Origin of the sequence: Mucilaginibacter oryzae (assembly GCF_003148845.1) — a bacterium.
GTDB lineage: Bacteria > Bacteroidota > Bacteroidia > Sphingobacteriales > Sphingobacteriaceae > Mucilaginibacter > Mucilaginibacter oryzae.
In genome coordinates this window covers 89,098-114,029 of the sequence record NZ_QGHA01000001.1, presented here as the reverse complement: position 1 = coordinate 114,029, position 24,932 = coordinate 89,098, and the positions used below count along the sequence as shown (strand labels likewise).

The window sequence follows — 24,932 nt, the reverse complement described above, 5'->3', positions numbered from 1 at the left end:
CTTAAGGGTGTTTTTACTTTTACATGCAGCATGGTCACATTAAAAATGCGGGGAATCGCTTCTAAAAAAGAGTTTCCATTGCCTGATTGAATGAGACTCACCCCAGCCCTCTCCAAAGGAGAGGGAGCGTCTTTTTTTTAAGTCCTCTCTTTTAGAAGGATTTAGGTGAGGCAACTTTTAGTATGTTTCAAAAGCAATTTTCTAAATCAAAATACCGCTCGGGCCGTGCTTTTCTTTAACACTGCCGGAAAGTTGCCTGTATATCACTGTTCAATCTATCACTTACTGATGCTAAAATAACTGAACGTTTTGGCCAATTTTGGATAATTATTTACCCTTAAACCTTATTTCTTTGTAGTACCGATATAAACTTTTTTTGAGAGCTATACTATGAACCAACGATACTGTTTAACCCTCGACTTAAAAGACAACGAAGCCCTGATTGCCGAATACGAAAAGTACCATGAAAGCATCTGGCCCGAAATTCATGATAGTATCATAGCCAAGGGTATTATTAATATGGAAATTTATCGTTTTGATACCCGTATGTTCATGATTATGGAGGTAAGCGATGATTTTAGCTTTGAAAAAGCCGCTGCCATGGATGCCGCCAACGCGAAGGTGCAGGAGTGGGAAGATTTAATGTGGGGCTATCAATCGCCGGTTAAAAACGCGCCCGAAGGTATAAAATGGGTGTTGATGAAAAAAGTTTTCACGTTATAAACCGCTATGATTATGCTTAAGAAAATACAATTACTCGCAATTTTTGTATTGCTGATGGGGCAGTTTGCGTTCGCGCAGAAAATGATCGGCACTGAAACAGATGCCCAAAAGGAAAAACGCATGGAATGGTGGAAGGACGACCGCTTTGGCATGTTTATCCACTGGGGCTTGTACTCGCAGGCGGCCCGCCACGAGTGGGTTAAAAACCACGAACATATTACCAATGAGGTATACCAAAAATATTTCGACCAGTTTAATCCCGATCAGTTTGAGCCGCAGAAATGGGCTAAAGCAGCCAAGGCGGCAGGAATGAAATACGCGGTATTGACCACCAAACACCACGAGGGTTTTTGCCTGTTCGATTCGAAATATACCGACTATAAGGCGCCCAACACCAAAGCCAAACGCGATTTGGTACGTGAGTATGTAAATGCTTTCCGTGCGCAGGGTTTAAAGGTTGGCTTTTATTATTCATTGTTAGATTGGCACCATCCTGATTACCTGATAGACGACTACCATCCGCAATCGCCTGCCGATAAAAGCGACGCCAGCTATGCCAAACTAAATAAAGGCCGCGATATGGCCAAATACCGCCAGTACATGCGCAACCAGATTACCGAGTTGCTTACCAACTACGGTAAGATCGATATCCTCTGGCTCGATTTTTCATTCCCGCGTAAAGACGGACATGGTAAAGGTAAAGACGACTGGGGCGCTGTTGAACTGGTAAAGCTGATCAGGAAACTGCAGCCGGGCATCATCATTGATAACCGCCTTAACCTGGAAGAATATAAAGATGGCGCCGACTTTGAAACGCCTGAACAGGTAAGTACGGAGGAACTGGCCAAATACCGTGGTAAAACATGGGAAACCTGCCAAACGTTTTCCGGCTCGTGGGGATATTACCGCGATGAGAACACCTGGAAAACCCATCGCCAATTACTTGATCTGTTAATCACAGCTACAAGCAACGGCGGCAACCTGATCCTGAACGTAGGCCCTACGGCCCGGGGTGAGTTTGATTACCGGGCAAACCACGCTCTGGATAGTTTAGCTTACTGGATGCACGCCAACAGCAAAGCTATTTATAACTGTACTTTCGCGCCCGATACCTATAAAGTTCCTGAAGGAAGTAAATTAACCTACAACAAAGCAGCGGGTAAACTTTATGTACACCTGTTTAGCTATCCGCAGGGAAAACTGGTACTGCCAGGTTACAAGGGTAAAATTGCATACGCGCAGTTTTTAAACGATAGCTCGGAACTTTTATACAAAGAAGCCGGTGCTGATGATTTGGAAATAACGTTACCGGCGCAGAAGCCGCCTTATGAAATTCCGGTAATTGAGCTAACGCTTAAGCAATAAACTGAAAAATATTGTCCTTGCTAAAAAAGGACCGATCATAAAAACTAATGTCAACACAAAAAGAAACATATTTAAAGATCCATCCGCATGATAATGTACTGGTGGCCCTGCAAGATCTGGAGCAGGGAACAGTGATCACGTTCGACGGACAAACTTTTCCGCTGGTAAACAAAGTAGCGGCCAAACACAAATTTGCCATCAATACACTGGCTGCCAACCAGGAAATTTACATGTATGGGGTATTGGTAGGCAAAGCTTCGGCAACTATACCACAGGGTGGTTTGCTCACTACCGAAAATGTATACCACGCTGCCGACGGTTTCCGCCTGGGCGAACGCAAACTGGACTGGCACAAGCCGGATACCGGTAAATTTGACGGTAAAACCTTTATGGGCTATCACCGTGCCGATGGTTCGGTTGGTACGGCAAACTATTGGGTGGTAGTGCCATTGGTTTTTTGCGAGAACAGGAACATCAACGTATTGAAAGAAGCATTGGTTGATAAACTGGGATATAAAAAGGCAAAAAGTTATGAGGGCGATGTTGAGCAACTGATGGAACTTTACCAGGCCGGTAAATCGGTTGAGGAAATTCTGAATGCCGATATCAATCCTGCCGAAGAAAAAGCCAATTCAAAACGCCTGTTCAAAAATATCGACGGCATCAAATTCCTGAACCATAGTTTAGGTTGCGGCGGCACACGTGAAGATTCGGACGCGCTTTGTGGTTTGATTGCCGGGTATATTACGCACCCCAACGTAGCGGGCGCTACCGTATTAAGCTTAGGCTGCCAGCATGCGCAGGTGAGCATTTTGCAGGCCGAGATTGCTAAACGGGATCCGAACTTTAATAAGCCATTGGTAATATTGGAGCAGCAAAAAGTAGGTACAGAGAACGAATTATTAAAACAGGCTTTAAAGCAAACCTTTGCAGGTTTGGTTAAGGCCAATGAAACGGTACGCCAGCCTGCACCACTTTCCAAACTTTGCATTGGTTTGGAATGCGGCGGCTCAGACGGCTTTTCGGGCATTTCGGCCAACCCGGCATTGGGTTATGTATCTGATGTACTGGTTGCTATGGGCGGTTCGGTTATTCTTGCCGAATTTCCCGAATTATGCGGTGTTGAGCAGGAACTAAGCGATCGTTGCGTTGATGTAGATACGGCTAACCGCTTTATGCACCTCATGACTACCTATAACGCCCGCGCCGAGGCTGATGGTTCCGGCTTTTACGCCAACCCGTCGCCCGGCAATATCCGTGATGGTTTGATCACCGATGCCATTAAATCGGCCGGGGCAGCAAAAAAGGGCGGCACATCGCCTGTAACAGCGGTGCTTGATTATCCTGAAAAAGTAACCAAACCGGGCTTAAACCTGCTATGCACTCCGGGCAGTGACGTAGAAAGTACTACGGCCGAGGTTGGCTCAGGTGCTAACATCGTATTATTCACCACCGGTTTGGGTACGCCTACAGGTAATCCTATTGCCCCGGTAATCAAGCTGTCAACCAACACGGCAATGTATCAGCGCATGCCCGATATTATCGATATCAACTGCGGTACCATCATTGAAGGTTCTGAAACCATCAGCGAGGCCGGTGAGCGGATATTGGATTATGTGATCAAAGTGGCCAGCGGCGAGGCAGAGCCGAAATCCGTTAAGCTTGGTCAGGACGATTTTATTCCGTGGAAACGGGGCGTGTCGTTGTAAGCCCCTCCCAACCCTCCCCGGAAGGGAGGGCTTTTGATCAACTAATTTAAAGTTTTCTTATTCTAATAATAGATTACATCAATAAACCATAAAAACAAAAAGTCTCCCCTCCCGGGGGAGATTTAGAGGGGGCAAGGCCCATATTTATGTTTAAACTAACCAATAAATCAGTAATTATTACCGGCGGCGGCAGCGGTATAGGCAAAGCGATGGCCGTATTATTTGCCCAACAAGGCGCCGAAGTACATATCATTGAACTAAACGACCAGGCAGCAGCCGATACTGTTAGCGAAATTACTGCGGCTGGCGGCAAAGCAACCGGCTATGCCTGCGATGTAAGTAAACAGCAACAGGTAATTGATACTTTTGCCAAAGTTGGCAAAATTGATATCCTGATTAATAACGCAGGTATAGCACATATCGGCAGGGCGGATAATACCAGCACAGAAGATTTTGAGCGTGTATTTAATGTTAACGTTAAAGGCGCTTACAACTGCCTTTACGTGGCCATCCCGGCATTAAAAACCAATGGCGGCGGCGTGATCCTCAATACAGCTTCAATAGCGGCCAGCGTGGGCATTACCGATAGGTTTGCTTACTCCATGAGCAAAGGGGCTATCCATGCCATGACCTTGTCTGTAGCGCGCGATTATTTGCATGATAACATCCGTTGTAACTGCATTTCTCCGGCCAGGGTACATACCCCGTTTGTGGATGGGTTTATCGCCAAAAACTATGCGGGCCGTGAAGACGAGATCTTTGAAAAATTATCAAAAAGCCAGCCGATAGGCCGGATGGGCAAACCGGAAGAAGTAGCTGCATTGGCGCTATACCTTTGTTCGGATGAGGCCGGTTTCATTACCGGTACTGATTACCCTATTGACGGCGGCTTTATTACGCTGAACAATTAAAACCTATTGTATATGATCAAAAAGCTATTGTTAACGGGTATGCTGCTTGGTGCTTTGCGCGCCGGTGCTCAAACCTATACGCCAACAGCCGATAACCTCGCCGCCCGGAAAAACTTCCAGGACATGAAGTTCGGTTTATTTATTCACTGGGGTATTTACAGTGAACTGGGCGCCGGCGAATGGGTAATGAACGAGAAGCATATCCCTTATGATAGCTATAAACGCTTAGCCGATTTTTTTAACCCACAGGCTTTTAACGCGCACGATTGGGTGATGTTTGCTAAAAAGGCAGGCATGAAGTATATCACCGTTACATCGCGCCATCATGATGGGTTCAGCATGTTCGGCACCAAAGCATCGCCATATAATATTGTTGACGGCACGCCCTACCATAAAGACCCATTGATGGAGCTGGCGCAGGAATGTGTTAAAGAAGGTATTGAATTACACTTTTACTATTCCCTGCTGGATTGGGGCCGGAAAGACTATGCCTATGGCAGCCCGATAGTGGATGGCAAGCCCGTAAACGGCGACTGGAACAGCTACATTAACTTTATGAAAGCCCAGCTTACCGAGCTCATTACCAAATACCCTGGGGTAAAGGGCATCTGGTTTGATGGCCACTGGGAGCGTGACGTGAACTGGCATTACGACGAAATTTACGGATTGATCCATAAACTGAACCCCGCTATCCTGATCGGTAATAACCACCACCTCGAGCCTAAAGAAGGTGAAGATTTTCAGATGTTTGAGAAAGATTTGCCGGGCGCCAACACCACCGGTTTCAGCGGTAAATCAAAAATAGGCACACTGCCTTTAGAAACCTGCGAAACCATCAATAACAGCTGGGGGTTTAATATTACCGATAACAGCTTTAAATCATCCAAACGTATTATCCATTACCTGGTAAACGCGGCAGGTTTAAATGCCAACTTTTTATTAAACATCGGTCCTATGCCAAACGGCAGGATCCAATCGGAGTTTACCGATACATTGGCTATTGTAGGCGCTTGGGTACAAAAAAACGGTGAAGCTATTTACGGTACGCGCGGCAGCGGCATCCCCGCCCAGCCATGGGGCGTAATCACCCAAAAAGATAAAAACCTGTACGTTCACGTAATGACACCGCCGCAACAGCCATACATTTTCATCCCGCAGTTAAAGGGCAAAATAGCCAAAGCCGCTTTACTGGCCGATGGCAGCGCGGTGAAATTTAAGCAACAAACCGAGGGCGTGTTTGTATACTTAAACGGTATTACAACTGACCCTAACGATACTATTATTAAACTGACAACTAACTAATACGCATAAAATGAAATTAATACGCTTTGGCGAGCCAGGTAAAGAAAAACCGGGTGTTATCCTGAACGATCAAAAGTACGACGCATCGGCCTTTGGCGAAGATTATACCGAACAGTTTTTTGAAACCGACGGATTGAACCGCCTTGCCGCTTTTATACAGGATAACCTGCTGCCCGAAGTTGCTGATGATGTGCGTTTGGGCAGCCCCGTTGCCCGTCCGTCAAAACTGGTTTGTATCGGGCTGAATTACGCCGATCATGCTAAGGAAACCAACGCGCCGCTTCCTCCTGAGCCGGTTATCTTTATGAAATCAACCACCGCCATTGTTGGTCCGTTTGATGATATCATGATCCCGAAAAACTCGGTAAAAACCGACTGGGAAGTGGAACTGGCCGTGGTGATCGGCAAAAAAGCATCGTATGTAGAAGAAGCTGAAGCCATGGATTACGTTGCGGGGTATGTTTTGCATAACGATGTGAGCGAACGCGAGTTTCAACTGGAGCGTAACGGCACCTGGGACAAAGGTAAAGGCTGCGATACCTTCGCGCCACTTGGGCCGTTTTTGGCTACGCCGGATGAGATCAGCGACCCGCATAACCTGCGCCTGTGGCTTAAGGTTAACGGCGAAACCATGCAGGATGGTACTACCTCAAACTTTATATTCAACCTGCCGCACCTGATATCGTACACCAGCCGGTTTATGACTTTGCTGCCGGGTGATATTATTTCTACAGGTACCCCGGCAGGTGTTGGCTTAGGTATGAAACCGCCAATCTATCTGAAAGCCGGCGACGTGGTTGAGTTAGGTATCGAAGGTTTGGGCGAATCGAAACAAAACGTAATAGCTTATGCTAAAAATTGATGCGCACCAGCATTTTTGGCAATACAATCCGGTAAGAGACAGTTGGATTACACCGGATATGCAGGTAATAGGTCGGGATTTTTATCCGGAAGACCTGTTACCTGTATTGCAACAACACGGCATAGATGGTTCAGTAGCCGTTCAGGCCGATCAGTCGGAAAAAGAAACCGAGTTCCTGCTTGGTCTGGCTTCTGTTAACCCTTTTATCAAAGGCGTAGTGGGCTGGATTGATCTTCAAGCTGATGACCTGGAAGACCGGCTGCATCATTTTAAAAGATATGAAAAGCTGAAAGGTTTCCGCCACATTCTGCAAGGCGAGCCTGATGAACGATACATGCTTAACCCGGCTTTTAAAAGAGGCATAGCCGCTTTAGCAAAACATGGTTATACTTATGATATCCTGATTTTCCCGAACCACCTGCCGTACGCCGCGCAGCTGGTAGCCGAATTTCCGGAAAACAAGTTTGTGCTAGATCATATGGCCAAACCCTATATTAAAGCAGGCAAAATTGATGGCTGGAAGCAGGACATCGAAAAGCTGGCCGTTTATCCTAACGTTTACTGCAAGGTATCGGCCCTGCTTACCGAAGCAGACTGGGATAATACCCCGGCAGTCAATTTCATCCCCTATATCGAGATCGCGTTCAATGCTTTTGGAACTAAACGCGTAATGTTTGGCTCTGATTGGCCGGTATGTTTGCTGGCCGGCGGATACGAAAAAACAATGGAAGTGATGGATCTCTATGCTGAAAGATTATCGGTTGCTGAAAGGGAATTGTTTTTCGGCGGCAACGCGGCGGCATTTTATAGTTTATAAAAGTTATTCTATCGCAACAACAAAAAGCTATTTAAACGGAGCAGCAGGGGAAAACTTTGGTTAAAATAAAAAGCAGCTACACACGGTATTGTTTTTTGTACTGCAAAGCGTACAATATTTTCCTCAACCCATCGTCCGTGCAGCTTTTTATGGCTACAATGAAAAATATTTTTCAATTTTTTGCCCTAAAACTCGCTGATTGCGTTATCGGTACCTGATAAAAAACTATAGTTTATTGCTGAACCAAAGTCATTAAGTTATATGCTTTGTTATCTTTTTCAAAATCTTCGGGTGTTTAAATATTAAAGTGATTAAAGGTTTAAATACTTTATTGAAAATCAGTTAAATGTATATGTAAGTGTAATTTTTACACAATAAGAAGCGTCAAATAAATATATGGCACACAATTAGCTATATGTGCGCAATGATTTGTATAATTATAACGCCAAAGGGTAAACCAAATTTCTCCTGATAACGTTATAAAAGTACCAATCAGACCTTAAATTTATGTTGAATGTTATGTACACAACCCTGTTACAAGTTGTAGTCCTGCTTGCGGTTTTCGTTTTGCCAATGTTCATCTTCGGCAAAAGGTTCAGGAACAAAAAAGTAAAGACCGTAAATTACAAGATAGATACCGATACCTCTGAAGCCCGTTATGCTATTAACGAAAATGGTTTCCTGGAAGAAATTAATACCGGCAAACTATCGAAGCACCGTGGATAGTGCTTGCCCATTAAAAGCAAGGCCCGCAAATGCCGACCTTGCTTTTGATGGTTTTATTTTTCAAGGTTAAAGCAGGGTAGGGGTACTTTAAAGTCCCAGTTCGTCCGCGCTTGGACCGTAGCTTCCCGGAATGGGGATATCCAGCAATCTTAAGTACACGCCCAGCTGCGCGCGGTGGTGTACAATCTGGCAATAAGTCATCCTGATCACTTCAGCCCTGGTGCGCTCCGTTAGGATTTGATCGCCGTTGCGTAAAGTCCAGATCTGGTCAAAAGTGTTTATGTCGGCCTTTTGCAAACTCGCGTATCCATCAGCCAGCGAATCTTCAAAAAACTTCAACAGTTCAGCGGTGTCAGCAACTTTTTTTGGCTGGTAAGGTGTAACTGCAAAATCCAATCCGTCGGTAGTCAATGTAATGGTAACCCAGGTGGGCAGTTCGGCAATGTGTGTTGAAAGTTGCTCGATGGTCATACTTTTGGGATGGGGTTTCCACTGGTATTTATCATCAGGTATACGGCTCAGCATTTTTTCGGTAGTTTGAGCTTCCTGTTCCATCTCTTTCAATAACGATTTTAAAGTATCCATAGTGTTGTGTTTTTGTTTGATGATGTAAAGTAACGGCTGGCTAATGACAGCCCTATGTCAGCAGGTGCCGTTGATTTTTTTTTTGATTGCACCGATTGGTTTTTGATTACACCGATTTTTCGTTTGGCTGATTTTTAATGATTTTTTGATTGCACCGATTTTTAAAGACGATCTTAAATAACTCGCCCAAGAACGATTGGCGGCCTGCGGAAAAACGACTGGGATAGCTCATACGGGATGAAGCTCTTTGCTGTCTTGACTTTTTGGTTATTTTTGTGCCAGGATAAAAAGTAACAGCCTCCGCGGCAAATGAGCGGCCGGTGCTGGTATGTTAGGATAAATATTGTTAGGAACAATTAGCCCGACAGATGCGCTTTTCAACCTGCAAAGACAATCCGGGTATACATGTTCCGTTTTAAGCAATTCAATGTAGATCAAACCGGTTGCGCCATGAAAATCAATACCGATGGCGTATTGCTTGGTGCAACGGCTACGGCAAATGATCCTTTAAACATCCTTGATATAGGCACCGGAACAGGCGTAATAGCCATGATGCTTGCTCAACGTTTTCCCGGTGCTCATATTGATGCCGTTGAAATTGATGAACAGGCAGCGCTTACATCCGCCGAAAACTTCAAAAATTCGCCCTTTGTCAATAGGCTAACCTGTCATCCCTTAGGATTTGAAGAGTTTTTTAATCTATATCCCGAAAGGAAATACAATCTTATTGTTTCAAACCCGCCATTCTATATCAATTCCCTGCAATCGCCGGGCGAGAAACTTAACCTGGCCAAACATGCGCCGCGGGGATTTTTTGCATCGATGATAGACAAAGTGGCCGCGAGGCTTACCGCCAACGGGGCATTATGGCTAATCCTTCCTACTGATACCGCCGGGCTGGTGAAAACTATAGCCCGGCAACATTATCTTCATCTGCAAAAAATAATGACCATCCGTTCGTTCAGTACCGATGCCCCCCATCGCGAAATATTAAGTTTCGGGATGCAGGAAACGCCATTGATCAACGACGAACTTATTATTTACGACGGTCACAAAATTTACAATCCCCAATACAGGGCACTGTTAAAAGATTTCCTGACGATATTTTAAAGCTGCCTTATATTTGCCGGGCATAAACAAATACCCTATGACCCGCATTGGCCTCATCTCCGACACCCACAGCAACCTTGACGACGCCGTTTTTAAACATTTTGAAAACTGCGACGAGATTTGGCATGCCGGCGATTTTGGCACTATTGAACTGGCTGATAAACTCGCCGCTTTTAAGCCTTTAAAAGGTGTATATGGCAATATCGATGACAAAGATGTACGTGCGGTTTACCCCGAGCATTTGCGCTTTAAATGCGAAGATGTTGACGTATGGATAACGCATATCGGCGGCTATCCCGGTAAGTATGCGCCCGCGGTAAAGAAGGAGATTTATCTGAATCCGCCTAAATTATTTATTACCGGGCATTCGCATATCCTGAAAGTAAAGTTTGATAAAAGCATCGGGTGTCTTCACCTGAATCCCGGAGCGGCGGGTAAGCAGGGCTGGCATAAGGTACAAACACTCATGCGGTTTAATATCGATGGCGATAAAATCAAGGATTTGCAGGTTATCGAATTGGCGAATGGTTGATTAAGTTGATTGGGGAATGGTTGGGCTGGTTTATAACATCCCGGCCTTTGCATGCTCGGCCTCAAAAACACTATCGATAAGTAAAGGCGTGCGTTTGCCGGCGGCTACCGCCAACTGGTCGCAACGCTCATTTTCGGGGTGACCGTTATGGCCGCGAACCCAGTTAAATTTTACTTTATGAAGTTTGCTTATTTCTAAGTAGCGCATCCACAAATCTTTGTTTTTTTTACCTGCAAAACCTTTGGCTACCCATCCGTTAAGCCATCGCTTTTCAATAGCGTCGATAACGTATTTAGAATCTGAAAACACAATTACATCCTGGCCGGGAGTTTTGAGCGCCTCCAGGCCTTTTATTACCGCCAGCAGCTCCATACGGTTATTGGTGGTTTTGCGGAAACCCTCCGAAAGTTCTTTGTAATGCTGTCCGGAGCGCAATATTACACCATATCCACCCGGTCCCGGGTTACCGCTCGAAGCTCCGTCAGTAAAAATTTCAATCATGAAGCAAATATAGTAAAGCCCCCTAACCCCCTAAAGGGGGAACCAATAAATAGTTTGGATAGGCAACTGCACTAAATACTCCCCCTTCAGGGGGCCGGGGGGCCAACCTTCTTTATCTTCAACCTCAATGAATTACCAATCACCACCACATCCGAAAATGCCATGGTGAGCGCGCCAACCATCGGGTTAAGGAAGCCCATGGCCGCCACCGGTATGGCTATGATGTTATAGGCGAAGGCCCAGAAAAGGTTTTGTTTGATAGTGAGCAGCGTGTGTTTGCTAATCCGCAGGAATTTGACCACCGAATTCAGATCAGTATTCAGCAATACCACGCTGGCCGATTGGATGGCTACCTGGCTGGCATCGTTCATGGATATGCCAACGTCGGCATGGGTTAGGGCAGGGGCATCATTAATGCCATCGCCTATCATAATGGTTTTGCCTTTCTTTTTGTAAACGTCAATTACCCCAAGCTTTTCGTCGGGCAATTTTTCGGCCTGTACCTCCATAATGCCTAAATGCCTGGCTACATTAAGGCAACGGTCTTTTTTATCGCCGCTTAGCAGCACAGGAGTTATACCCATTTTTTTGAGTTGGGCTATCAAAGATACGGCTTCGGGTTTTATCTGGTCGTCTACGGCAATTTTGGCTATTAATACCTGGTTTTTATACAGTGCAAGGTTAAAATGATCATTATTGGTTTTTGCTGTGCCTAAAAAGTAATGGTTGCCATACACATCTTCGGCGCGCATACCCAGGCCTTTTTCTTCTATAACAAGTTTTAAAATGAGTTTGTGTTGCGGTAAGCCTTTCAAACCATTCACCAGCGATTTGGCTATCGGGTGGTTTGAGCGTTCTTCAATCGCGGTAATCATGCCCCTGATGTGCTCAATATCGGCCCCGTCCTCAATGCTTATTTCGTTCACCGTAAATTTCCCGGTAGTGAGGGTACCCGTTTTATCAAAAACCACATATTTGGTGTTGGCAACCGCTTCAATGGTATCGCCGCCTTTTACCAGGATGCCGTTTTTAGCGGCCCTCCCCAGGCCTACCATAACGGCTGTTGGCGTGGCAAGCCCCATAGCGCAGGGGCACGAAATTACCAGTACGGCAATGGCATTCATCATAGCATGCTGAAAGCCCGCGTTGCCCACAAAATACGTAAGCACAAAAGTAAGCAGCGCTATTAATATCACCGCCGGCACAAATACCGCGGCAACCTTATCTCCCAGTTTTTGCACGGGCGGCTTAGCTGCCTGGGCTTTTTTCATCAAATCAATAATTTGCGATAGTATGGTATTTGCCCCAACCTTTGTTACCAGCATATGGAAGTTGCCGTTAACCAGCAAGGTACCGCCAATAACCTTATCATATTTTTGTTTTTCAACAGGCAGGCTTTCGCCGGTAAGCATCGCTTCATCAACCGAACCCTGGCCCGAAAGGATCTCGCCATCAACCGGAATTTTGTCGCCCTGGTTTACCAGCAGGGTATCGCCCGGGCGCACTTCGCGCGCGTCGATCGCCTCAACGCTGCCGTTAACCATACGGTTGGCATTTACCTGCTGAAATTTAATCAGATCTTTAACAGCCGATGTAGTTTGATTAACCGAGCGTTTTTCAAACACATTACCCAGCAACACCAGCGTGATGATGGTGGCACAGGTTTCGTAAAACTGGTATTGCGCGCCAAGGTTTTGAACGGTACCTATCAGGCTGTAAACAAAGGCCGATGTTGACCCCACAAAAATCAGCACATCCATATTAGGGATGCCGCCTTTTATGGAACTGATGGCGCTTTTACCAAAATGCGCGCAACCCACTAAAAAAACGGGCAGGCACAGCAATAACTGCACAACAGAATGGTGTAAAAAATGCCAGGGCAACACCATGTGCAGCAAAAGCGGCGCGGTAAATATGGCGCAGAAGATAAGTTTGTTTTCTACACGCTCATAAAACGGCACTGAATGGTTGCTGATGTCTTCAACAACTTTAAACCCCAAATTTTCTATCCCTTTAATTACTTCGGGGAGTTGGCTCTCGTTATCGGTGGAGAATTTTACCTCTTCACCGGCAAAATCTACCAGGATATTATGTAAGCCCTTTTTTTCGAGGAATTTATGGACAGACATGGCACAGTTATTACAGTGCATGCCCGTTACGTTCAGTTCTATCAGTTGCTCTGCCATAGTTACAAAGCTACCTATTAACTGTAATCGTTCTAAATAAAATGGGTAAGCTTAATGTAATTTTAAAAAAGAGTTTGCAAATACCGGGGAGATTTCTATTTTTGCACACCCAAACAAACGGTAGGCATAGCTCAGTTGGTTAGAGCACCAGATTGTGGTTCTGGGGGTCGTGGGTTCGAGCCCCATTGCTTACCCCGAAAGCCCTTCATGAAAATGAAGGGCTTTTTTTATGCCCAAATTCATAATGTGGATGCTGATAATCAGCATATAGACTTAAAACGGCATACTTTAGGGGCAATTTAGCTACCGCAATCAAACTCCTCTCAGAATCTAAGAGACTTTTTTGCCTTGAAATTGCTATTAAAATCTGAGGGTTTTACATTAATTAATCTGATTTAACAATTATTCTTAAATTTATCAAAACCTGAAATCTACCTTGTTTATGGGCTTTATACGAAAGCTTTTACTTTCTGTTTTACTTATGGCTGCGCTTTCTGCAGCGGGCCAAACTAAGTTGGAATCCATCATGGATTGTATCAATAATATGGACAAGCAATTGCCTGTTGAAAAGATATACCTGCAAACGGATAAACCAAATTATGTGCAGGGTGATACTATTTGGTTTAAAGGATACTTATTAGATGCAGGCTATCTTACACCATCGGCACACAGTGGTTTATTATATGTTGAACTTGATAACGCGCAAGATTCATGTGTAAAGCGCCTGATGTTACCGCTCATTACCGGCCTAACCTGGGGAAATATCATCCTGAATGAAGACGATATCCCCGAAGGAGATTATATCATTCGCGCCTATACCAACTGGATGCAGAACTTCGGAACTGATTTTATCTACAATAAAAACATATACATCGCGTCTTCAGGCACTAAAGCGCAGCTGGTTGTTGCCGGTTTTAAGGCTGATAAAAGCAATATCCAAACCAGTATCCTGCTCACCGACCTTAGCAGGCAGCCTGTACGATTGGCGGATTTGCAATTGCGGGTAATGGATGGCAGGCATACGCTTTATCGCAAGAGAACGGCAACAGGCGTGGATGGTAGTTTCGATTTGAATTTTACCGTTCCTGAAAAAGTTAAAGCTAAAAACCTTTCTATAATTGTTATGGAGAAAAACGGCAGAGAAAAACCGGTTAGTTTAACCATACCGGTAACACTGAATCGTCCAGAAAATACCGATCTGCAATTTATGCCTGAAGGAGGCGCGCTCGTTGCAGGGGTACAATCAAAAATAGGTTTTAAGGCTATTGGCGAGGACGGCAAAGGTATACAGGTGAGCGGCAGGATATACGATAGTAAGCAACAGGAAGTAGTTGCTTTTAACTCAGCACACCTCGGTATAGGTTCATTTGAAATTACGCCGCAGCCAGGTGAAATATACACCGCAAAACTGGTTTTTGCTAATGGCTTATCAAAGGCTTACCCGCTGCCGTTGGTGAATACGGAAGGTACCGTTTTAAAAATCATTAAATTCTCAAAGGATTCGTTACGTATTAAAGTAGGGGCTAATACGGCGCTCCCTGCAGATTATTATTTGATCGGCCAATCGCGCGGTACCGTTTGTTACGGCGCACACCTCGTTTTTAAAAAACGAGAACTTTTAATAACCCTTTCGCAAAATATATTTCCAACAGGTATCGCCCATTTCACGTTGTTTAATAAAAATAATCAGCCTTTGAACGAGCGCCTGGTTTACATCAATCATCATGATAACCTTAAGATCGATATCACCCAAGATCAACAAAAATATAATCCGCATGACAGCATTGCTTTGCAGTTACAGGTAACGGATAACGACGGCAGACCGGTTGCCGGAAATTTTTCAATGGCGGTAACAGACGATAATCAGGTAAAAACCGATACGGTTGGCGATAATATAATTAACAATTTGCTGTTTAGTAAAGACCTTAAAGGGTACATTGAAGAACCGGGCTATTATTTTGCAGATAGATCACCGGAGCGTGAAACTGAATTAGATAACCTGTTACTTACTCAGGGTTGGATTGGCTGTAATTGGAAACAGATTTTTAATCCGCCTCAACAGCCTGCATTTGAAGCACAAAAAGATTTTGAAGTAACCGGTATTGTGACCAACGCTTTTAATAAACCGGTTGATAAAGCCAATGTGGTGCTACTGTCTAAAAAACCATTAGTGATTAAGGATACTATAACAGGTAAGGACGGAAGGTTTAAGTTTACAGGGCTGTTCCCGATTGATACTGCAACTTATATTGTTCAAACACGGAGAAAAAGCGGAAGCAGTTTTAATGTGTCGCTTAATGTCGACGAATTAAAGGTACCGTTGTTTAACCCGCCGGTTTTCAGAACCACGCCATGGTACGTAAATAGCGATACGCTTTTGCTGCACAATCGCGATAGCAAGATGTCGCAACATTTGGCACAGGAAGAAGCAGAGGGGCGTGGTATGATGTTGAAGGAAGTGGTGATAAAAGATAAACGCATCATTAAAAACTCAAAGAACCTGAACGGTCCCGGCGAAGCTGATTATACGCTTGATGAAAAGGATATGGAAAAATATCCAAAACTGGATTTGTATGATTTGCTGAATAAGAAATTTCCCGGAATTAACGAAACCATGAATGTGGGAGTAATAACCTATCGTTTAAAAAATCATATAGTCAACTTTTTTATAGATGGCGTGGAAATTAATAGATTAGGACTTGATGCGGGTATGTATATGCATTACCTCACATCCGAGGATATTCTGGGGATTGAAGTAATGTACAATTCACGTTTTGCTATGCGTTATGATCCGAATTTCATGTCAAAGTTAATGGGCCAGGACAGGGACGTTCCGGTATTTCTTGAAATAACTACAAGGTCGGGCAATGGCGCATTTATGAAAAAGATACCGGGTATCTATATTTATAAACCTTTAGCTTACAGTTTACCAAAGGATTTTTATCGCCCACGATATACCGTAAAAACTATCCCGAAAGGAACAGATCAACGCTCAACCATCCATTGGGAGCCTAACATTGTTACCGGGGCGGACGGCAAAGCAATAGTTTCATTTTATAGTGCCGATAAACCTTCCACTTATACTATTACGGTGCAGGGCACAGACCTGAACGGGCAATTAGGCTATATCCGAAACAAGATTGTGATCGTCACCCCTTCTTTCAACCCGTCGCCCAAGTAAAATACCGGGTAATAGTGCTTTTGTATTAACGTAAATGTGTCATTATAGCAATCGGATGACCGACAAAACTATACGTCTTTTAGCATTAACCGCTTTCGTTTAAAGCAGCGTAGATCTCAGCTTTATAGAGATACTAAAACGCCCGTGGAGGCAAAGGTGAAAGACCCTGAAACGAAAGAAACCTGAAGAGAAAGTAGGGCAGATGAGCATGTCATCATTGAAAGATCAACTTATTCGCTGTTTGGCTTAACCGTCAATAGTTTAATATTGCTGCAAATTTTAGTTTCCACCCGCCTGCCCACCGATGGTTTCGCATTCCAAAAAAAGGATCGCAGGCCTTCTGATGCGGCATAGACTGCAGCGCTAAGTGCGGCGGGGCCCCCGTCGAACATTGACACATCATATGCTTTAACATGCATGATAAACGTATCTTTGCCGCATGGAAGCAGAATCGGGTATCAAAGCGGCACCATCCAACATTGTTCTCACTATAATTGGATATGTTAAGTTTACTTTTATCGGTTACTTTACCATTGGTTTAAGCCTGGGGGTTCTCCCGGTTTTTATTCATAACCAGTTAGGTTATAGCGCCATGGTGGCGGGAGTGGTTATCAGTCTGCAATATTTAAGCACTTTTTTATTCAGGAGCTTTGCCGGTAAAATTATTGATCGTAAAGGACCAAAACCTGCGGTAATTATCAGTATGACGGGTTTCGCCCTCAGCGGTTTATTCCTCCTGGTGGCTTTGTTGCTGAAAGAGCACCGCGAAGTTTGCCTGTTGCTACTTGCGCTAACCCGCCTGGCTACCGGTTTTGGCGAAGGGTTAATAGGCGCCAGCCCCATTACCTGGGCCATTAACGCTACAGGCGAGCATCATACGGCCAAAGCCATATCATTTAATGGTATAGCCAGTTACGGCGCGCTTGCCGCCGGCGCGCCGGTTGGTATTGTATTGGCTACTACTTATGGAATGGCCAGCCTGGGGGTAGTTGTGTTTGCTATCGGGCTTATGGGGTATTTCCTGGCTCAACGGAAGGAAAACGTGCGCGGCAACAGTGCCGAACCCGGAAAATCGTTCCTGGCGGTGTTGAAAATAGTGGCGCCTTATGGTATTGGTTTAGGCCTGGGCGGCCTTGGCTTTGGCGCCATATCTACATTCATCACCTTATACTATGCCTACCTTAACTGGACCAACGCGGTTTTATGTTTATCGGTTTTCAGTACCTTTTTCATTTTAGGCCGGTTAATATTTGCCGACGCGATAAACAACTATGGCGGTTTAAAAACAGCAATGGTTTGTCTGGCAACCGAATCGGTTGGCTTGCTGATCCTTTGGCTGGCTAATACGCCCTACCTGGCGCTTGTTGGCGCGGGTGTTACAGGGCTGGGTTTTTCGCTTGTATTCCCTGCATTGGGTGTTGAGGCGGTTAAGCTGGCGCCCGCATCAAACAAAGGCGCCGCGTTGGGCGCCTACGGGTTGTTTATTGATGCTTCGCTTGGCCTTACCGGGCCGCTTATTGGCGGGGTGGCCAGCAACTTCGGCATGCTTTATATTTTTCCGTTTAGTATGGTTATGGTTTTTATGGGCTTTGTTTTGTGTGTTATCGTGAACAGGCAGCGTAAGTTTGTTTAACCATTCGCATGCCCGTTTTGCGCCAAAATAACAATCACTATAATCAGTATGATCACCAACAACACGGCCAATGTAATTTTGAGGGCGCTTAATGGCCGCTGACCGATCACCTCGCCTGTGCTGGCATTTACCGTAAACTGGTACAACTTATTGTTGTATTTATAGGCGCTTACCCAAACCGGTAACATCATGTATTTAATGCCTTTATTCAGATATTCCGTATCTGTACTGTTAATTTGCTGCTCATCGCCGCCAATGTCACGGCGTATTGCCTCGCGGATCTCCGGCTCCATCTGGATGGTGGCTTTGCCGAATCCTGCTTCCGGATCTAAACGATAGGTTTCCGACCGGAAGCCGCTCATATACCGCTCATCGAAATTTACCAGCATATTAAAATTCCAGGGCTCAAGTTTAGTCAGCGTTTTTTCGGGGAGGGATGAGCTTGCGGCCACCATGATATCCCTGAAATCTACATAAACCCTGCCCGACGCATACGACCAGCTGGTATGCCTTACCTGCCTTGTTTTGGTTTCTGTTCTTCCATCCACCGTTTCGGTATAAGTTTCGGTAGTGTAGTAATAATCGCCGCGCTGCCCGGTATAATCGGTTACGGTATCGCTATCGTAAGCCCAATGGGGCAGGTAAACGCCCTTTAGCCCGGTGGCATCATTAACCAGCTTTTTTGCCAGGTCGCCGGGCGACCACCATAAACCTTTTATCCATTTTTTAAAGGCATCTATGCCCTGTTGCTGGGTAATGGCAAACGGCAAAATATAATGCGGTTCAACATATTGCTGCCCGTCCCGGGGCAGCAGCACCAGCGGCGCGGTACAAAAAGGGCATTGATCTGATGTAACGAACGAATCGAGCGCGGTTTGCGAGCCGCAATTTTTGCAGCTTACCTGCTTTAAGGTTTCGCTTGGTTGGGCTGTACCAATACCCGCCAAAAATTCTTCATAATCAAACGTATAAATCGTTTGGTCGTTGTTTTTTGGTTGGATGGGGTTGCTTGCCCCGCAATAATCGCATTGCAGGTTATGGGTGCCGGGTGCAAAGTGCAGCAAAGCGCCGCAACCGTTACAGTTTAATGAATTGTTAACGGTTTGCGGTTTGGTCTGGTCATTCATTCAGCGTATAATATTTTAATGAGGTTTAAAAAAGGATCAGGCAATTGGCGGCGGTACACTGGCAAATAATCCGGCAACTTCATCTACGGCTGATGCCGGGGCCCAGGCGGCCATGCCCTTTTTCCAAACCATGGTGTCGCGGGTTATTTGCCCGTTCATCACCATCGCGTTCAAATCGATAATGGTATACGGACCGTCGGGTTTGCCATCCTTCGCAATATGATATTGTGCTGTTGGTAAAGCCGGAGGGGTATCGCCCGCAGAAGAAGCGTTTGGTGAGTTGGGGTTGAATTGATTTTGCTGGAAAATATTACCGACCTGGCCCATCATAGCCGCGCCAACACCTAAACCCATACCAGCTGCGCCAAGGTTTCCGCCAATGGTATTCTCGGCCGATTTTTCTATGGCGTTAGCCGCCTGAAATTGCGCGTAGGCGCCCAGGTTGCCTAAAATTCCCATTTCGCTGCGTTTATCCAATATCTGTTCCACCTCGGGTGGTAACGAAATATTTTCAACCAATAGTTTGGTGAGCAGCAGGCCTATCTCAGCAAAATCGGGCTGGATGCTTTGGGTTATCATGGTGCCCACTTCGTTGTAGTTGGCTGCCAAATCTAACACCGGTATTTTTGACTGCGCCACGGCATCCATACCGCGCGATACGGCGGTATTGCGCAGTTGCTCATTAATATCCTCCAGCACAAACTCGGGATTGGTGGCTGCTATCTCCGTAATAAATAATTTAGGATCCTGAACCTTAAAATTAAACGAACCGAAGGCGCGTAACCTTACCGGGCCAAACTCCGGGTCGCGCAGCATTACCGGGTTTTTGGTGCCCCATTTTTGGTTGGTGAACTGGCGAAGGCTCACAAAATACACATCAGCTTTAAATGGGCTGTTAAATCCATATTTCCAGCTCATCAAGGTGGTAAGGATAGGCATGTTGCCGGTTTGCAACTCGTAAGTACCGGGCATAAACACATCGGCAACTTTACCCTCGTTCATAAAAACCGCCGCCTGCGATTCGCGCACAATCAATTTGGCGCCCATTTTTATGGCATTATCATACCTCGGAAATTTCCATACCAATGTGTTCTGCGTGGTATCCACCCACTCAATGATATCTATAAATTCGGCTGAAAGTCTGCTAAAAAGGCTCATGTATTTAGGTTAATGGTTTAAATTTTGAATAAATATGAAAAAAAATAATGATGAAGGCTATTCACCGTTAAATTTTTCGTTGCCGTTGATTATACGTTGTTTTCCGGAAAAATTAATTAATAGCTATTGGAGAAACCGAAAAAGGCGGCTGAACAATCAATAGTTACCAGTACAACTTTCCCTCGTTTTTATGTTTTTGACACTTTTTGAAGCTATAAGTTACAGATGAAGATAAATTAAGGCCGGTAAAGGCATTTACATTTTAATAGATTTGACCTTTGTGTATTACGGTGGGGGACGCCGGTTAAAAGATGCAATTTGTATTTTTATCCCTCATAAATTACAATTTTACCCCCGTTGCGTGAAACCCGGATTCGCTTATTTAGTAACTTATAATAAAACTGTTTATAATGTATATAGCTCTTAAGGTTAAACTATCATCCATCTCCCGATTTTTAATTTGCCCGGCATTTGTTGGTTGTTTGGTTACCACATCATCCGCCCAAACTATCGATACGTTGAATGCCCCTGCCCCGGCACTTAAAGGTTTGTATGCCGACCCTAACATAACGGCTTTCGGCAAAAAGTTTTATATCTATCCTACAACCGATGGTACGGAGGGCTGGGCATCTACCAGCTTTAGCTGCTGGTCGTCAGATAACCTGGTTAACTGGAAAAATGAAGGTGTGATTCTTGATCTTCCCCGCGATATCAGCTGGGGTAAGGAGCGGGCCTGGGCACCCACCATCGCGACAAAAAACGGCAAGTACTATTACTACTTTACCGCAAACGTAAACATTGGGGTTGCCGTAGCCGGTAAACCCGAAGGCCCCTTTAAAGATCCGATAGGCAAACCGCTTATACCACGCGGCACACGCGGCGGCCAGATGATTGACCCGATGGCTTTTATTGATGATGACGGGTCTGCGTACCTGTACTGGGGGCAGGGGCAGTGTAACATCGTTAAGCTGAATGACGATATGATCTCCTGCGATACCTCGAAAATTATATCGATTAAGCCCGAGGGATACAACGAAGGCCCGTTCATGATTAAACGTAAAGGTATTTACTATTTAATGTGGTCGGAATATGATACCCGCGATCCCCGTTATTCTATCGCTTATGCTACTTCAACATCGCCCCTGGGGCCGTTTAAAAAGGCTGTAGGGCACCCGGTACTAAAAGGTAAAGGAGTGGTTAAAGGCGCCGGGCACCATTCGGTGGTGCGGGTACCCGGTACTGATGATTGGTATATCGCTTACCACCGCTTCGCCATACCTGATGGCAACGGTTACAACCGCGAAACCTGCGTATCGCCAATGCGTTTTGATGCTGACGGTAATATACTGCCGGTTAACGTTTTTGAAAAGTTAAAGCCTGTTAAAATTAAAAAGGCCGATAAATAAGCTGATGAAAAAAGCGGCCATTTGTTTATTGCTTATTTATGCCTGTATATCGGCAGCGGCGCAAAATAAACGTGCCAGCGGTTTGGCCGACAGGAAGCTGTGGCTGGCCTACCTGGATAAAATAGCCCGCCCGGTACTATCAAACCTTGCCGCCGATAAGCTGAAGCAAAACATGCCGGTAATGTTTGCTGATGATATAGATGATAAACAAAGCCGCCATAAAGTAGCTTACCTGGAAGCTTTTGGCCGTACGCTGAGCGGTATTGCCCCATGGCTGCAGCTGGAAGGCGGCGACGCTGCCGAAACGGAACTGCGCGGTCAATACCGGGCGTGGGCGCTTAAGGCTATAGCCAACGCGGTAAATCCGCAAGCTAAAAGCTACCTGGAATGGAAGGGCGGGCAACCTTTGGTTGATGCTTCTTTTATGGCTTTAGGGCTGGTACGTGCCCCCTGGCTTTGGGAACACCTTGATGAGCAGACCAAAAAGAATGTGATTAAGGCTTTGGAAACTACCCGCGCTACGGTGCCGGTTTACTCCAACTGGATCTTGTTTTCGGGGATGATAGAGGCCTTCTTTTGCAAATATGACCTTGGTTACGACCCGGTGCGTATAGAATATGGTATCCGGGAGTTTACCGAGCATTGGTACGTTGGCGATGGTATGTATGCTGACGGGATGAATTTTCATTTTGATTATTACAACAGTATTGTGATACAGCCCTACCTCAATACGATGCTGCAGGTGCTGGTTAACACGAAAGGCATTTATAAACCACAGGAGAAAGCAGGCAAAATAGCACAGCGTTACGCCCAGATTTTGGAACGCCTCATCAATACAGATGGCACTTACCCGGCAACAGGCCGTTCAATTGTTTACAGGGCAGGCGTTTTCCACCTGCTGGCCGATGTGGCGCTTAACAGGCAATTACCCGCGTCGCTGCCGCCTGCCCAGGTAAGGTGCGCGTTGACGGCGGTGATAACAAAAACGCTTGAATCGCCATCTACCTTTACCAATGATGGCTGGTTAAATATAGGCCTGTACGGTAAGCAACCAGGCCTGGCCGATTTTTACATCACCACAGGTAGTCTTTATTTATGCACCGATATTTTCTTGCCCCTCGGTTTACCGGCCTCGGATGCGTTTTGGAGCGACACGGCATTACCCTGGTCGGCTGTAAAAATCTGGAGCGGGCAAAACGTACCGGCCGACCATGCTTTAGATCTCAAATAAAATTTACGATGAACACAATCCAATATATTAAAAGTAAGTTAAAAACAACGCTGCTTGCAGCAGGGATGCTTTGTGCCGGTTTGTACAGCGAGGCGCAGCAAAAGGTTTTCAAGCCCGGCCAGATATGGCCCGACGATAAAGGTGTACACATCAATGCCCATGGCGGCGGCATCCTTTACCAAAACGGAAAATATTACTGGTTTGGTGAGCATAAAGTAGCCGGTGATGCAGGTAACCGTGCGATGGTGGGGGTACATTGCTATTCATCAACCGATTTGTATAACTGGAAGGATGAGGGTATTGCGTTAAGCGTATCCGATGATCCGAAAAACGACATAGCCAGGGGCTGTATCCTTGAGCGCCCCAAAGTGGTTTACAATAAACTCACTAAAAAGTATGTGATGTGGTTTCACCTCGAATTGTTGGGCAAAGGCTATGCAGCGGCCCGCGCCGGTGTAGCCACCAGCGATCGGGTAACAGGCCCATATACCTTTATTAAAAGTTATCGCCCCAATGCCGGACAAATGCCTTTTTACCCGCCATTTACCGGCCAATCAGAGAAAGTGAACTGCGCCGCGCCGGCATCAGAAACTGACGGCTTTTTTTGCCGCGACCTGCCCGGTGGACAAATGGCCCGCGACATGACCGTTTTTGTGGATGACGACGGTAAAGCCTACCATGTTTTTTCATCCGAGGAAAATTACACCCTCCAACTGGCCCAGCTAACCCCCGATTATACAGGCCATACAGGTAAATTTATCCGCATTTACATCGGTCACCAAACAGAAGCGCCCGCATTGTTTAAACATAACGGCATTTATTACATGATAGGCTCCGGCTGCACCGGTTGGGCGCCAAACGCGGCGCGCTGGTTCTCGGCCAAATCCATCTGGGGGCCATGGGTTTATCACGGTAACCCATGTAAGGGTGCAGATAGCGCGATCACCTACGGCGGGCAAAGTACCCACGTACTCCCTGTAGCCGGAAAAAAGGATGCTTTTATTTTTATGGCCGATAAATGGACGCCTAAAGATGCTATCGACGGCAGGTACCTGTGGTTGCCAATCAGCTTTAAGGGGAATGACATCGAAATTGACTGGCTTGATAGCTGGGATTTGGGTGTATTTAAAAAGTAATGTAGCAACATATCTTGGTAAGAATAAGGCAAAAGATGGGAAGGGGACGTGGTACTTGAAGACGGGAGTACTATAAAACTTTCAATGGGAACAGTTGTGGTTAGAGCAACTCCCCTTGGTAATGGAACTTCAGGTAGTAATGGAACTTCCGGTGTACTTGGATTATTTGGCTCCGGTAGTTGGAATTTCCTCACTGTTACTTTTCCACCTGGTGCTGGGTTGGACAGGCCGGGACAAATACCTAATGCAGTGCCGCCAAGTCGGAGATAGTTTCTGGTGGTACGGCCAATCAAGGGGGGGGTAATAGCTGGATATCCGATGCTTTGGAATGGATGGGTAAACATTTTTATACCGAGGTATCGGGACGAGGAACACAAGGTGCGATAGGTGTGATGTCGGGACGATTTGCTGGATCAGAAATTGATTTAGGCAAGCATAACCTGATCACATTTACGACAGGTACTGATAAAGGCGGAATTAATGCATATGGAGATGATGAAGCTAAAATTTACGGTGGACAATTAGTAGTCCCGGTGTTTGACGTTCCTGTAGGTATCGGAGCCACACATGATGCCAAAAGCGGTCAAAATAGCGGCATTTTAGGAATTGGTGCTTTCGGCTATGAAAGGACTGGAAATTCAAATTTTATAGGTCTTGACATGACCACTGGTGTGAACCTTTATTTTTTAGGAGTTGAAGCCTCCACAAAAATTGGTTTTAAATGGTAACAT

General features: G+C 45.5%; 21 protein-coding genes and 1 tRNA gene. 17 read left to right on the top strand and 5 right to left on the bottom strand.

Annotated features, from left to right (window positions below; all coding sequences use genetic code 11):
* Nucleotides 1–390: 390 nt before the first annotated feature.
* The 8 genes from LX99_RS00475 (at nucleotide 391) to LX99_RS00440 (ending at nucleotide 8,415) form a co-directional block, all read left to right on the top strand.
* Nucleotides 391–723, top strand: coding sequence for an L-rhamnose mutarotase (locus LX99_RS00475; protein WP_109605425.1), 333 nt, complete (start codon nucleotides 391–393; stop codon nucleotides 721–723).
* A 12-nt stretch (nucleotides 724–735) separates the two neighbouring features.
* Nucleotides 736–2,088, top strand: coding sequence for an alpha-L-fucosidase (locus tag LX99_RS00470; RefSeq protein WP_109606917.1), 1,353 nt, complete (start codon nucleotides 736–738; stop codon nucleotides 2,086–2,088).
* A 47-nt stretch (nucleotides 2,089–2,135) separates the two neighbouring features.
* Complete coding sequence (locus LX99_RS00465) at nucleotides 2,136–3,797, top strand: UxaA family hydrolase (RefSeq protein ID WP_109605423.1); 1,662 nt, start codon at nucleotides 2,136–2,138, stop codon at nucleotides 3,795–3,797.
* 146 nt (nucleotides 3,798–3,943) lie between these two features.
* Complete coding sequence (locus LX99_RS00460) at nucleotides 3,944–4,708, top strand: SDR family NAD(P)-dependent oxidoreductase (protein WP_109605421.1); 765 nt, start codon at nucleotides 3,944–3,946, stop codon at nucleotides 4,706–4,708.
* Nucleotides 4,709–4,720: 12 nt separating this feature from the next.
* Nucleotides 4,721–6,010: an alpha-L-fucosidase gene (locus LX99_RS00455; RefSeq protein ID WP_109605419.1), complete on the top strand. Its 1,290-nt coding sequence runs from the start codon at nucleotides 4,721–4,723 to the stop codon at nucleotides 6,008–6,010.
* Nucleotides 6,011–6,020: 10 nt separating this feature from the next.
* On the top strand, nucleotides 6,021–6,872 hold the full coding sequence (locus tag LX99_RS00450) for a fumarylacetoacetate hydrolase family protein (RefSeq protein ID WP_109605417.1): 852 nt from the start codon (nucleotides 6,021–6,023) through the stop codon (nucleotides 6,870–6,872).
* Nucleotides 6,859–7,689, top strand: coding sequence for an amidohydrolase family protein (locus tag LX99_RS00445; protein ID WP_109605416.1), 831 nt, complete (start codon nucleotides 6,859–6,861; stop codon nucleotides 7,687–7,689). The genes LX99_RS00450 and LX99_RS00445 overlap by 14 nt, the downstream gene beginning before the upstream one ends.
* 519 nt (nucleotides 7,690–8,208) lie before the next feature.
* The gene (locus tag LX99_RS00440) at nucleotides 8,209–8,415 is read left to right on the top strand and encodes a hypothetical protein (protein WP_022830466.1); all 207 of its coding nucleotides are present in this window, start codon (nucleotides 8,209–8,211) and stop codon (nucleotides 8,413–8,415) included.
* Nucleotides 8,416–8,502: 87 nt separating this feature from the next.
* Here the strand turns inward: LX99_RS00440 and LX99_RS00435 are convergent, their stop codons facing one another.
* Nucleotides 8,503–9,000, bottom strand: a complete 498-nt coding sequence (locus LX99_RS00435) for a DinB family protein (RefSeq protein ID WP_109605414.1) — start codon at nucleotides 8,998–9,000, stop codon at nucleotides 8,503–8,505.
* 450 nt (nucleotides 9,001–9,450) lie between these two features.
* On the opposite strand from LX99_RS00435, the gene LX99_RS00430 reads away from it, so the two are divergent.
* The gene (locus LX99_RS00430) at nucleotides 9,451–10,110 is read left to right on the top strand and encodes a tRNA1(Val) (adenine(37)-N6)-methyltransferase (RefSeq protein WP_170122583.1); all 660 of its coding nucleotides are present in this window, start codon (nucleotides 9,451–9,453) and stop codon (nucleotides 10,108–10,110) included.
* A gap of 37 nt (nucleotides 10,111–10,147) precedes the next feature.
* Complete coding sequence (locus tag LX99_RS00425; protein ID WP_109605410.1) at nucleotides 10,148–10,642, top strand: metallophosphoesterase family protein; 495 nt, start codon at nucleotides 10,148–10,150, stop codon at nucleotides 10,640–10,642.
* Nucleotides 10,643–10,672: 30 nt separating this feature from the next.
* On the opposite strand, the gene rnhA is transcribed toward LX99_RS00425, so the two are convergent.
* Both rnhA and LX99_RS00415 read right to left on the bottom strand, forming a co-directional pair.
* On the bottom strand, nucleotides 10,673–11,143 hold the full coding sequence (gene rnhA / locus LX99_RS00420; protein ID WP_109605408.1) for a ribonuclease HI: 471 nt from the start codon (nucleotides 11,141–11,143) through the stop codon (nucleotides 10,673–10,675).
* 86 nt (nucleotides 11,144–11,229) lie between these two features.
* The gene (locus tag LX99_RS00415) at nucleotides 11,230–13,329 is read right to left on the bottom strand and encodes a heavy metal translocating P-type ATPase (protein WP_170122582.1); all 2,100 of its coding nucleotides are present in this window, start codon (nucleotides 13,327–13,329) and stop codon (nucleotides 11,230–11,232) included.
* A 120-nt stretch (nucleotides 13,330–13,449) separates the two neighbouring features.
* Here LX99_RS00415 and LX99_RS00410 point away from each other — a divergent pair.
* From LX99_RS00410 to LX99_RS00395, 3 genes are all read left to right on the top strand, one after another.
* Nucleotides 13,450–13,523: transfer RNA gene (locus tag LX99_RS00410), tRNA-His, on the top strand.
* A 287-nt stretch (nucleotides 13,524–13,810) separates the two neighbouring features.
* Nucleotides 13,811–16,510 (top strand): carboxypeptidase-like regulatory domain-containing protein, encoded by a 2,700-nt coding sequence (locus LX99_RS00405; protein ID WP_170122581.1) that lies wholly within the window; start codon nucleotides 13,811–13,813, stop codon nucleotides 16,508–16,510.
* Nucleotides 16,511–16,949: 439 nt separating this feature from the next.
* Nucleotides 16,950–18,143 carry an MFS transporter gene (locus LX99_RS00395; RefSeq protein WP_109605399.1) on the top strand — a complete coding sequence of 398 codons (1,194 nt, stop codon included), beginning with the start codon at nucleotides 16,950–16,952 and terminating at the stop codon, nucleotides 18,141–18,143.
* Here LX99_RS00395 and LX99_RS00390 read toward each other — a convergent pair.
* Both LX99_RS00390 and LX99_RS00385 read right to left on the bottom strand, forming a co-directional pair.
* The gene (locus LX99_RS00390; protein WP_109605398.1) at nucleotides 18,140–19,270 is read right to left on the bottom strand and encodes a zinc finger domain-containing protein; all 1,131 of its coding nucleotides are present in this window, start codon (nucleotides 19,268–19,270) and stop codon (nucleotides 18,140–18,142) included. The genes LX99_RS00395 and LX99_RS00390 overlap by 4 nt on opposite strands.
* A 36-nt stretch (nucleotides 19,271–19,306) precedes the next feature.
* Nucleotides 19,307–20,428 carry an SPFH domain-containing protein gene (locus LX99_RS00385; protein WP_109605396.1) on the bottom strand — a complete coding sequence of 374 codons (1,122 nt, stop codon included), beginning with the start codon at nucleotides 20,426–20,428 and terminating at the stop codon, nucleotides 19,307–19,309.
* 410 nt (nucleotides 20,429–20,838) lie between these two features.
* On the opposite strand from LX99_RS00385, the gene LX99_RS00380 reads away from it, so the two are divergent.
* The 4 genes from LX99_RS00380 to LX99_RS00365 all read left to right on the top strand — a co-directional run bounded on the left by LX99_RS00380 (nucleotide 20,839) and on the right by LX99_RS00365 (nucleotide 24,929).
* A complete protein-coding gene (locus LX99_RS00380) occupies nucleotides 20,839–21,834 on the top strand; it encodes a family 43 glycosylhydrolase (protein ID WP_109605394.1) in 996 nt (331 codons plus the stop codon).
* A 4-nt stretch (nucleotides 21,835–21,838) separates the two neighbouring features.
* The gene (locus tag LX99_RS00375) at nucleotides 21,839–23,065 is read left to right on the top strand and encodes a DUF2264 domain-containing protein (RefSeq protein WP_109605392.1); all 1,227 of its coding nucleotides are present in this window, start codon (nucleotides 21,839–21,841) and stop codon (nucleotides 23,063–23,065) included.
* Between the two features lie 8 nt (nucleotides 23,066–23,073).
* Complete coding sequence (locus tag LX99_RS00370) at nucleotides 23,074–24,201, top strand: glycoside hydrolase family 43 protein (protein WP_109605390.1); 1,128 nt, start codon at nucleotides 23,074–23,076, stop codon at nucleotides 24,199–24,201.
* 332 nt (nucleotides 24,202–24,533) lie between these two features.
* Nucleotides 24,534–24,929: a hypothetical protein gene (locus tag LX99_RS00365; RefSeq protein ID WP_109605388.1), complete on the top strand. Its 396-nt coding sequence runs from the start codon at nucleotides 24,534–24,536 to the stop codon at nucleotides 24,927–24,929.
* Nucleotides 24,930–24,932 lie beyond the last annotated feature (3 nt).

Coding starts and splice junctions, on each gene's coding strand:
- LX99_RS00430 (WP_170122583.1), top strand. CDS start 9,451: ATGAAAATCAATACCGATGGCGTATTGCTTGGTGCAACGGCTACGGCA.
- LX99_RS00455 (WP_109605419.1), top strand. CDS start 4,721: ATGATCAAAAAGCTATTGTTAACGGGTATGCTGCTTGGTGCTTTGCGC.
- LX99_RS00385 (WP_109605396.1), bottom strand. CDS start 20,428: ATGAGCCTTTTTAGCAGACTTTCAGCCGAATTTATAGATATCATTGAG.
- LX99_RS00450 (WP_109605417.1), top strand. CDS start 6,021: ATGAAATTAATACGCTTTGGCGAGCCAGGTAAAGAAAAACCGGGTGTT.
- LX99_RS00390 (WP_109605398.1), bottom strand. CDS start 19,270: ATGAATGACCAGACCAAACCGCAAACCGTTAACAATTCATTAAACTGT.
- LX99_RS00405 (WP_170122581.1), top strand. CDS start 13,811: ATGGCTGCGCTTTCTGCAGCGGGCCAAACTAAGTTGGAATCCATCATG.
- LX99_RS00435 (WP_109605414.1), bottom strand. CDS start 9,000: ATGGATACTTTAAAATCGTTATTGAAAGAGATGGAACAGGAAGCTCAA.
- LX99_RS00415 (WP_170122582.1), bottom strand. CDS start 13,329: ATGGCAGAGCAACTGATAGAACTGAACGTAACGGGCATGCACTGTAAT.
- LX99_RS00465 (WP_109605423.1), top strand. CDS start 2,136: ATGTCAACACAAAAAGAAACATATTTAAAGATCCATCCGCATGATAAT.
- LX99_RS00395 (WP_109605399.1), top strand. CDS start 16,950: ATGGAAGCAGAATCGGGTATCAAAGCGGCACCATCCAACATTGTTCTC.
- LX99_RS00440 (WP_022830466.1), top strand. CDS start 8,209: ATGTACACAACCCTGTTACAAGTTGTAGTCCTGCTTGCGGTTTTCGTT.
- LX99_RS00365 (WP_109605388.1), top strand. CDS start 24,534: ATGGGTAAACATTTTTATACCGAGGTATCGGGACGAGGAACACAAGGT.
- LX99_RS00460 (WP_109605421.1), top strand. CDS start 3,944: ATGTTTAAACTAACCAATAAATCAGTAATTATTACCGGCGGCGGCAGC.
- LX99_RS00425 (WP_109605410.1), top strand. CDS start 10,148: ATGACCCGCATTGGCCTCATCTCCGACACCCACAGCAACCTTGACGAC.
- LX99_RS00370 (WP_109605390.1), top strand. CDS start 23,074: ATGAACACAATCCAATATATTAAAAGTAAGTTAAAAACAACGCTGCTT.
- LX99_RS00470 (WP_109606917.1), top strand. CDS start 736: ATGCTTAAGAAAATACAATTACTCGCAATTTTTGTATTGCTGATGGGG.
- LX99_RS00380 (WP_109605394.1), top strand. CDS start 20,839: ATGTATATAGCTCTTAAGGTTAAACTATCATCCATCTCCCGATTTTTA.
- LX99_RS00375 (WP_109605392.1), top strand. CDS start 21,839: ATGAAAAAAGCGGCCATTTGTTTATTGCTTATTTATGCCTGTATATCG.
- LX99_RS00445 (WP_109605416.1), top strand. CDS start 6,859: ATGCTAAAAATTGATGCGCACCAGCATTTTTGGCAATACAATCCGGTA.
- LX99_RS00475 (WP_109605425.1), top strand. CDS start 391: ATGAACCAACGATACTGTTTAACCCTCGACTTAAAAGACAACGAAGCC.
- rnhA (WP_109605408.1), bottom strand. CDS start 11,143: ATGATTGAAATTTTTACTGACGGAGCTTCGAGCGGTAACCCGGGACCG.